This is a genomic window from Reyranella soli, from assembly GCF_007992495.1.
GTDB classification, from domain to species: domain Bacteria; phylum Pseudomonadota; class Alphaproteobacteria; order Reyranellales; family Reyranellaceae; genus Reyranella; species Reyranella soli.
In genome coordinates, this window is the sequence record NZ_BKAJ01000075.1 from 73,508 (window position 1) to 82,476 (window position 8,969).

8 protein-coding genes are annotated in these 8,969 nt (G+C 67.5%); 4 read left to right on the forward strand and 4 right to left on the reverse strand.

Translation table 11 applies throughout. The annotated features are described in order from the left end of the window. Positions 1–10: 10 nt before the first annotated feature. The 4 genes from RSO01_RS21785 to RSO01_RS21800 are packed head-to-tail and all read right to left on the reverse strand — an operon-like array spanning position 11 to position 5,309. The gene (locus tag RSO01_RS21785; RefSeq protein ID WP_147151566.1) at positions 11–1,867 is read right to left on the reverse strand and encodes an ABC transporter ATP-binding protein; all 1,857 of its coding nucleotides are present in this window, start codon (positions 1,865–1,867) and stop codon (positions 11–13) included. Next, positions 1,868–2,707 (reverse strand): ABC transporter permease, encoded by an 840-nt coding sequence (locus RSO01_RS21790; protein WP_147151567.1) that lies wholly within the window; start codon positions 2,705–2,707, stop codon positions 1,868–1,870. Further along, a complete protein-coding gene (locus RSO01_RS21795) occupies positions 2,704–3,651 on the reverse strand; it encodes an ABC transporter permease (RefSeq protein WP_218037420.1) in 948 nt (315 codons plus the stop codon). Before RSO01_RS21795 ends, RSO01_RS21790 begins: the two co-directional genes overlap by 4 nt. A gap of 44 nt (positions 3,652–3,695) precedes the next feature. Further along, the gene (locus tag RSO01_RS21800) at positions 3,696–5,309 is read right to left on the reverse strand and encodes an ABC transporter substrate-binding protein (protein WP_147151568.1); all 1,614 of its coding nucleotides are present in this window, start codon (positions 5,307–5,309) and stop codon (positions 3,696–3,698) included. Positions 5,310–5,542: 233 nt separating this feature from the next. Between RSO01_RS21800 and RSO01_RS21805 the strand changes: the two genes are divergently transcribed. The 4 genes from RSO01_RS21805 (at position 5,543) to RSO01_RS21820 (ending at position 8,962) form a co-directional block, all read left to right on the forward strand. Then, a complete protein-coding gene (locus RSO01_RS21805; protein WP_147151569.1) occupies positions 5,543–6,469 on the forward strand; it encodes a LysR family transcriptional regulator in 927 nt (308 codons plus the stop codon). 242 nt (positions 6,470–6,711) lie between these two features. Next, on the forward strand, positions 6,712–7,461 hold the full coding sequence (locus RSO01_RS21810; RefSeq protein WP_147151570.1) for a haloacid dehalogenase type II: 750 nt from the start codon (positions 6,712–6,714) through the stop codon (positions 7,459–7,461). 42 nt (positions 7,462–7,503) lie between these two features. Further along, positions 7,504–8,010 carry an Lrp/AsnC family transcriptional regulator gene (locus RSO01_RS21815; RefSeq protein WP_147151571.1) on the forward strand — a complete coding sequence of 169 codons (507 nt, stop codon included), beginning with the start codon at positions 7,504–7,506 and terminating at the stop codon, positions 8,008–8,010. A 13-nt stretch (positions 8,011–8,023) separates the two neighbouring features. Beyond that, positions 8,024–8,962, forward strand: a complete 939-nt coding sequence (locus RSO01_RS21820) for a 2-hydroxyacid dehydrogenase (RefSeq protein ID WP_147151572.1) — start codon at positions 8,024–8,026, stop codon at positions 8,960–8,962. Positions 8,963–8,969: the final 7 nt, after the last annotated feature.

The following is an 8,969-nucleotide window of genomic DNA, read 5'->3' on the forward strand; positions in this document are numbered from 1 at the left end:
CTGGTTAAGCTCAGTGGTTCAGCCGGCGGAGGGGCACGACAACGGCATCATCCGAGCGGACAGACTGCTGCGCCAAAAGCTCCTGTTCGGTGCGATGGCATCGCACAGTGGAGCCCTTTGCGAAGTGGCGGATCGGCGGCGCCTCGCTTGCGCACGGCCCGACGCGGACGGGACAGCGCGCCACGAACGCACAACGGTCGGATTGGCTGGGACGTGCGGCCTCGCCGCGCGCTTCGGCCAGGCGTACGGCGTCGATGCCGTCGAGCCAGCCCGGCCTCAGCTCCGGCATCGAGGCGGCCAGCAGATCGGCATACGGATGCTGCGGCGCCTGCATCACCGCGCGTCCGGGGCCACGCTCCATGACCTGGCCGGCATAGAGGATCATCACCTCGTCGCAGACCGCGCGCACGGTCGCGAGATCGTGGCTGATGAACATCAGCGCGAGACCCAGCTCGCGACGCAGCTCCGCCAGCAATTCGAGGATCGCGGCGCCGACAACGGTGTCGAGCGACGACGTGACCTCGTCGCACAGCACCAGAGCCGGCTCAGCGGCCAGCGCCCGGGCGAGATTGACGCGCTGCTTCTGGCCGCCCGACAGCTCGCCGGGCCGGCGATCGAGCAGCGCCATCGGCAGCTTCACCAGGTCGAGCAGGCGCCGTACCCGTCGCCGCTGCTCACCGCGCGACAGCCGGTGATAGAAGGCGAGCGGCCGGCTCAGGATACGCTCGATGCTGTGTGACGGGTTGAGCGCGGTGTCGGCCGCCTGGAAGACGATCTGGATGCGCCTGAGCTCTTCCAGGCCGCGGGACTCCAGCGACGGCGCCAAGGGCACGCCGTCCAGGCTGAGCGTGCCGGCAGCGGCCGGCAGCAAGCCGGCGATGACGCGCGCCAGCGTGCTCTTGCCGGAACCCGATTCGCCGATGACCCCGAGCGCCGAACCGGCGCGGATTTCCAGGCCGACGTCGAGCAGCACGGGCGTCGCCATCCGGCCCTGCCGGTCCATCGGGCCATAGCCCGCCGTCAGGCCACGGACTTCCAGCAAGGGCACGGCTGTCGCCGGCGCCTTCTCCAGCGGTCGCTGCGGCTTGGGCGCGGCGGCGGCGAGAAGGCTCCTGGTATAGGCGTCGGCGGGCTCCGACAGGATCTGCGGCGTCGGCCCGACCTCGCGCATCGTGCCGTCGCGCAGCACGATGATGCGGTCGGCGATCTGGGCCACCACGGCGAGGTCGTGCGAGACGTAGACGGCGGTCGTGTGGCGCTCGCGCACGGCCTCGCGGAAGGCACGCAGCACCTCGACCTGGGTGGTGACGTCGAGCGCGGTGGTCGGCTCGTCGAAGATCACCAGCTCGGGATCGGTCATCAGCGCCATCGCCGCCATCAGCCGCTGCAGCTGGCCACCCGAGACCTGGTGCGGGTAGCGCGAGCCAATGCGATCGGGATCGGGCAGCGCCAGGGCACGGAACAGGTCGCGCGCCTTTGCCTCGGCCACGGCGCGCGGCATCAGCCCGCGCATGCGCACCCCTTCCGTCACCTGGTCCATCAGGCGCAGCGAGGGATTGAAGGCGGCGGCCGCACTCTGCGCCACGTAGGCGACGCGACGGCCACGCAGCTCCGACAGCTCGGCGGGCGACATCGCCGTCACCTCCTCAGCCTCGATGCGCACGCTGCCGCCGGCGATACGGCAGCCGCGCCTTGCATAGCCCAGCAAGGTGAGCGCGATCGTGGTCTTGCCCGAGCCTGATTCGCCTATGAGGGCCAAAACCTCGCCGCGGTCGATGGAGAAGCCGATGTCGCGCACGATGTCGCTCGGCTCGCCACTTTCGCCGGTGGCGGTCACATGCAGGCCGGAGACTTCGACCAGGGCCATCTAGCGCACCATCGCGCGAGCGCGGCCCGAGAAGCCGTCGATCAGCAGGGTGACGCTGATGGTCAGCACCGCGATGGCGACGGCGGGCACCAGCACCGCGGGGGCGGCCTCGTAGATGCCGGTGATGTTCTCGCGCACCAGCGCGCCCCAGTCGGCATTGGGCGGCTGGATGCCGAGGCCGAGGAAGCTCAAGCCACTCAGCAGCAGCACGACGAACACGAAGCGCAGGCCGAAGTCGGTCAGGAGCGGCGCGATCATGTTGGGCAGGATCTCCGCCCACACGACATAGGCGCTCCGCTCGCCGCGGGCGCGCGCGACCTCGATGAAGTCCATGGCGTTGATGTCGAGCGCCAGCGCCCGCGCGAAACGGTAGGAACCGGGCACGTAGCTGATCGCCGCCATCAGGATCAGCACCGGCAGCGACGTGCCGAAGGCGGCGACGACGACCAGGGCGAACATGAGGTGCGGGATCGAGATCAGCGCGTCGGCGGCGCGGCCCAGCACCGAATCGGTCCAGCCGCGCCTGACGGCAGACAGGATGCCGAGCGCGATGCCGCCCATGCAGGCCAGCACCGTCGCCACCATGGCCACGCCCACGGTGTAGCGGGCGCCGTAGAGGATGCGGCTCAGCATGTCGCGGCCGAGATAGTCGGTGCCGAACGGATGGGCCGCACTCATCGGCGCGAACACACCGGCATTGACCACGTCGCCGGCGCGATAGGGTGCGAGATACGGGCCGAACACGGCCAAGGCCACCCAGGCCAGCACCAGGGCGATGCCCGCCTGGCCGGCGGCAGAAACGCGCCGCCGACGCGGTGCGGAGATGGCGCTGTCGCTCATCGGGTCCTGAGCCGGGGATTGGAGAGGATCGAGCAGACGTCGGCGACCAGCACCAGGAGCATGAAGGTCGCACAGAAGATCATGGCGCAGGCCTGCACCAGCGGCATGTCGCGCGTCTCGACCGCGTCGACCGCGAGCTTGGCGAGACCCGGATAACTGAAGATCACTTCGACGATGATCACGCCGCCCAGCAGCGACGACAGGTTGAGCGCCACGGCGTTGGCGATCGGCCCCGCCGCATTGCGCAACGCATGGTGCAGCACCAGCCGCGCCGGCCGCACGCCCTTCAGCCGCGCCATCTCGATATAGGAGGAATCGAGCACGCCAAGCAGCGCGGCGCGGGTCATGCGCGCCATCTGCGCCGTCACGGCAAAGCAGAGCGTCAGCACGGGCAGGGTGAAATTCTGCAAGGCCTCGGTGAACGAGCCGATCGATGGCTTGGCCAATGCCGAGACCCAGTGCAGTTGCACGGCGAAGAGCATCACGCCGACCGTCGCCAGCAGGAACTCCGGCACGGCCACCAGCGACACGGCGGTGACGTTGGCGACGCGGTCGTAGAGCGTGCCGCGCCAGATCGCCGTGGTGATGCCGATCAGCAGCGCCAAGGGCACGGCGACCGCAGCGGTGAGCGCCGTCAGCAGCAACGAGTTGGCGAAGCGCGGCCCGATCAGCTGGGCGACTGGCAGGCGGTTGATCAGCGACACCCCCGGATCGCCCGACAGCAGGCCGGCGAGCCAGCGCAGGTAGCGTTCGTGCGCCGGCAGGTCGAGGCCGAGCGCCTTGCGCAGGCCTGCGACCGCTTCGGGCGACACCGACTGGCCCAGGATCGCCTCGGTCGCATCGCCCGGCAGGATGTTGGTGCCGACGAAGACGACGACCGAGACGAGCAGCAGGGTCAAAAGGCCGCCCAGCACGCGCCGGACGATCATTCCCAGCATCAGCATGGTGGGCGCCCCCTCATGTCAGGACGACAGAGCTCGGCATGTGCTCAGCCCTCGAGCCAGACGTTCTCGGCGTAGGCGTAGCCCATCAGGCCGCCGGTCGGGATCGGCTTCAGGCCCTTCAGCTTGGACGTATGGGCGTCGAGGATGCTGATGAAGACCGGCAGGCCGATGCCGCAATTCTCATGCACGATGGTCTGCATCTCGCCGTACATCTGCTTGCGCTTGGTCTCGTCGCGCTCGCCGCGCGCGGCGACCAGGAGCTGGTCGAACTTCTCGTTCTTCCAGGCGCTCTCGTTCCAGGTCGAATCCGACTTGAAGAACAGGGTGAACAGCACGTCGGCGCTGGGCCTGGGATTGATGCTGCCCATGGTGAGCGGCATCTTCATCCAGACGTTCGACCAGTAGCCGTCGGCCGGCATGCGCTTCACATCGACGTTGAGGCCGATCTGCTGGGCCGCCTGCTGGATCAGCACCGCCTGGTCGAGCATGGTGCTGCTCGCCATGGCGTGCAGCGGCACCGCGGTGTTGCCGATGCCCGAGCGCTGCAGATGGAACTTCGCCTTCTCCGGATCGAACGGCCGCTGCTTCAGGCCCGGGAAATAGAAGCGGTTGGTCGGGTCGATCGGCTGGTCGTTGGCGAGGACGGCGTAGCCCTGGAAGACCGAGCTCTTCATCTGCTCGCGGTTCAGCAGGTATTTCAGCGCCAGCACCAGGTCCTGGTTCTTGCCGGGATCGGAATCCTGGCGGATGACCAGATCGTTGTAGCCGCCGGCCTTGGTCTCGAAGACGGCGTAGCCCGGGCTCGCCTGCACGCGCTTGGCGAGCTGCGGGCTGATGGCGGCGGCGATCTGCACGTCACCCGACAGCAATGCATTGAGCCGCGCGGTCTGGTCGGGAATGCCGAACAGCTCGATCTCGTCGAGATAGGGCTGGCCTGGCTTGAAGTACTCGGTGTTGCGCACGCCGATCGACTTGACGCCGGGCTGGAACTCCTGGCAGCGATAAGGGCCTGTGCCGATCGCCGTCGTGAAGCTCGTTGTGCCGTTCTTGATGATCAGGAAATGCGGCGTGCCCAGCACGACCGGCAGGTCGGCGTTGGGCGATTCAAGGGTGATCTTCACCTCGTTCTTGCCGCTGGCCACGATCTCCTTCATCGGCGCGGCGAGCGCCTTGGCGGCCGAGCCCGTCGCCGGATCCTTGTGGCGCGCCAGCGAGAAGACGACGTCGTCGGCCGTGAGCGGCGCGCCGTCGTGGAACTTGACGTCGCTGCGCAGCTTGATCGTCCACACCGTAGCGCTGGCGTCGCTGTCGATCTCCTCGGCGAGCTCGAGCTGCGGCGCCAGGCTGGCGTCGAGCCGCGTCAGGCCGTTGTAGAAGGTGAAGCAGCGCGTGTAGTCGGTCTGGTTGTTCTGCTTGGCCGGGTCGACGGTGTCGGCCGTCGACGAGGTCTGCGAAGCGACCTTGATGCGGCCGCCGCGCTTGGGTGTCTGCGCGAGCGCGCGGCCGGCATCGCCAATGATGAGACCTGCGGTTGCCGCCGACATTCCAGCAGCGCCCAACCAGCGCATCAGGTCGCGCCTGCTCGCGCCCTGACGCAAGGCCGCCTCGATGACCGCACTGTCCGATGTACCGATTGCCGGGTGACGCTTGATGGCCATTGCCTGCTCCTGTTTCGTCCCGTCGCTGCACCATCGTACGCAGTGCTTGATGCGTGCCATGATCGCGGCGGGGCCGGAAAAATCACGGTCGCAATTCCTAGACAGGCCATACGCCCAGCGTATGGGCCGCCTAATGGTGCGTACGGACCGACCCCCGGCACCATTGTTGCAAGTCGTCTCTTGCGAGTCGTCGGCAGCTATCATTTCCCGCGAAAGGGCTATACGGTGCGCGTATGGTCGCGCTGGCCAGACTTGTGCCCTCGCTGCGCAGCCTCCTGATCTTCGAATCGGTCGCTCGGTCAGGCAGCTGCAGCGCGGCGGCGCGCGAATTCAACCTCACCCAGCCCTCGGCCAGCCGCAACATCGCCCAGCTGGAAACCCATCTCGGCGTGCCGCTGTTCATCCGCAGCGCCGCCGGCATGGAGCTGACGCGCGAGGGCCAGATCCTCTACCAGGCGCTGGGCGACGGCTTCCAGCGGGTGGAAGTGGCGCTCAACGACCTGCTGGCCTTGCGCCATCGCAAGGACGTGGTCGAGCTGTCGCTGTCGACGGCTTTCGTCACGCACTGGTTGGTGCCGCGCCTGCCGCTCTTCCACGAGGCCTTCCCTTCGGTCGATCTGCGCTTCCAGTTGATCTCCAGCAACCTGCGCGGCGGGCCAGGCACGGTCGACCTCGCCATGCGCATGAAGAGCGAGCACGACGCCGACTATCTCAGCTGGCATTTCGCGCCTGAGCTGATCATCCCGGTGTGCAGCCCGAGCTACCTCGCGCAGCACAAGCCGCTTCTAGGGGTGCGGGGCGAATCGGGTCATACGCTGCTGCACCTGTCGGACGCGCATTTCGATCCCAAGACGCTGTGGGGCGCCACGAGCGCACCGGTTGCCCGCCATGCGCTGCTGGAGTTCAGCGACTATGCGGTCGTGGTGCAGGCGGCGATGAGCGGCGCCGGCGTGGCGCCGGGCTGGATCTCGGTCGTGTCACGGCCATTGATCGACGGCACCCTGGTCCCGGCCTCGCCCTTGCGCGTACGCACGGGCAAGCATTTTCACCTGCTCGCCGCCCGCGGCAAGCCGATGCGCGACATCGTGGTCGCGATCCGCGACTGGCTGCTCGATCAGATGCGCCAGGACATGGAACGCGTGGCGCCGTTGATTGGCTAAGCCCGTCATCCCGAGCGAAGCCGCCCAGAGGGCGGCGTAGTCGAGGGACCTCATCTTGCCGACACAGCAACAAAACAGGTCCCTCCGCTACGCCTCGCTGCGCTCGGCTCCGGTCGGGATGACGAGTTTGACTGTTTTGCCGGACCTCGGCAGTGAATCTCACTATGCGCCGGCGCCAATTCGGTGCCCGATCTCGCGTCACTGCGATTAGTTTGGCAGATACCGCAGCTGGAGAGCCACTCATGCCCGACGTCACCAAGTTCAACACGCTGACCTTCGACTGTTACGGCACGCTGATCGACTGGGAGCGCGGGATTCATGCCGAGCTGCGCCCGTGGGTGGACCGCCATGGCCGCCGAGACCTCGACGACAACACCCTGCTGGAGACCTTTGGCACGATCGAAGCGGCGTGCGAGGCCGAGACTCCGACCAAGCTGTACCCTGAGATCCTGGCCGAGGTGCATCGCCGGCTGGCCGACAAGTGGGGCATCAAGGCGGGTGCCGGCGAGGCCGCCGAGTTCGGCCAGTCGGTCGGCCGCTGGCCTGCCTTCGCCGACAGCGCGACCTCGCTGCAGTACCTCGAGCGCTACTACAAGCTGGTGATCCTCTCCAACGTCGACCGCGCCTCGTTCGCGCGCAGCAACCAGAAGCTCGGCGTCGAGTTCGACCGCATCCTGACCGCCCAGGACATCGGCTCCTACAAGCCCAGCCTGCGCAATTTCGAGTATGCGCTTGGCGATCTCGAGCGCACCTTCGGCACCAGGAAGGGCGACATCCTGCACACCGCCCAGAGCATCTTCCATGACGTGGTGCCGGCGCGCAGCGTCGGCCTGGCCACGATGTGGATCAACCGGCGCAAATCGATCGGCGGCTGGGGGGCCACCCCGGCGCCCAAGGCGCCGGGCGAACTGACAACGCCCGATATCGAGGTCGCCAGCATGGCCGATTTCGTGGTCTTGCATCAGGCCCACCTTCGTGGCGAATCTGCGTGAGGCGCGGCCCTCGGCCTGCGCCACCCAACGGGGGCAGGCAGTATGAAACATCGTGGCGGCACGATCCGTCTCGACAGGCTCGATCTGAAAATCCTGGCGACGCTGCAGACCGCCGGCCGGATCAGCAACCTCGACCTGGCGGACACGGTCGGCCTGTCGGCCACGCCCTGCATGCAGCGGGTGCGGCGGATGGAGGCGGCGGGTTACATCGGCGGCTATGGCGCGCAACTTGCTATCGACCGCATATGCCGCAACATCGTCGTGTTCACCGAAATCACCCTGCGCAACCACCGGCGCGAGGACTTTTTGAAGTTCGAGCGCGGCATCGAAGCGATCCCGCAGATCCTCAACTGCTTCCTGGTGACCGGCGGCTACGACTACTTGGCGCAGTTCATTGCCCAGGACATCCACGACTACCAGACCACCGTCGAGAGCCTGCTCGACCGCGACTTGGGCGTCGACAAGTACTTCAGCTACGTCACCATCAAGCAGGTGAAGCGCAGCACGGGCTATCCGCTGGGCGAGCTGATCGAGCAACCCGAATCGTAAGTTCCCCCAAGCGATGATGCGCGGCCTGTTGCTGGTGAAGTCAGGCGGCGCGGCCGCGCTGCCCGAGTGGCAGGCGTGCTTTGCCGGGGTCGCGCCGGGACTGGAAGTGCGCTGGTGGGACGATCCCACGGTCGATCCCGACGCCGTCACCCATGTGCTGGTCTGGGAACCAACGCCGGGTCGGTTGGCGCGCTATCCCAACCTCCGCGTGATCTTCAGCAGCGCCGCCGGCGTCGATCACATCACCTGCGATCCCGACCTGCCGCGCGGCGTGCCGATCGTGCGCATGGCGACCGAAGAAACGGCGCAGACCATGGGCGAATATGTCTGCCTGGCCGCGCTATCGATCCTGCGCGACGGCAATCGACTCGCCGCCGCGCAGGCCAGCCGACGCTGGGACTCGTTCGAGCAGCCGCACACCGCGCTCGACAAGCGGGTCGGCGTCATGGGGCTGGGCAACATCGGGCAGGTCGTGGCGCGCATGCTACGCGGCCTGGGATTCACGGTCTCGGGCTGGGCGCGTACGCCACGCAAGCTGGACGGCATAGAGGTCCATTCAAGCCTCGACAGCTTGTTGGCAGAGAGCGACATCCTCGTGGGTCTGCTGCCGGAGACGCCGCAGACGCGCGGCTTGATCGATCGCGAGCGCATCCGCCGGCTGCCGCGCGGCGCTGGGATCGTCAATGCCGGGCGTGGCTCGCTCATTGTCATGCCCGACCTGATCGCGGCCCTCGACGAGGGCCATCTCGGCGCGGCCTATCTCGACGTCTTCGATCCCGAGCCATTGCCGGCCGATCATCCGGCGTGGCGGCATCCGCGCATCACCGTCACCTCTCATGTCGCGGGCTTCGCGTCGCGCCGTGCCCGAGCGCGCGCGGTAGTCGCGGCCCTCGAAGCCCAGGAGCGCGGCGAGATGTTGCCCAATCTTTATCAAGCCGACCGCGGCTACTAGTTTTGAC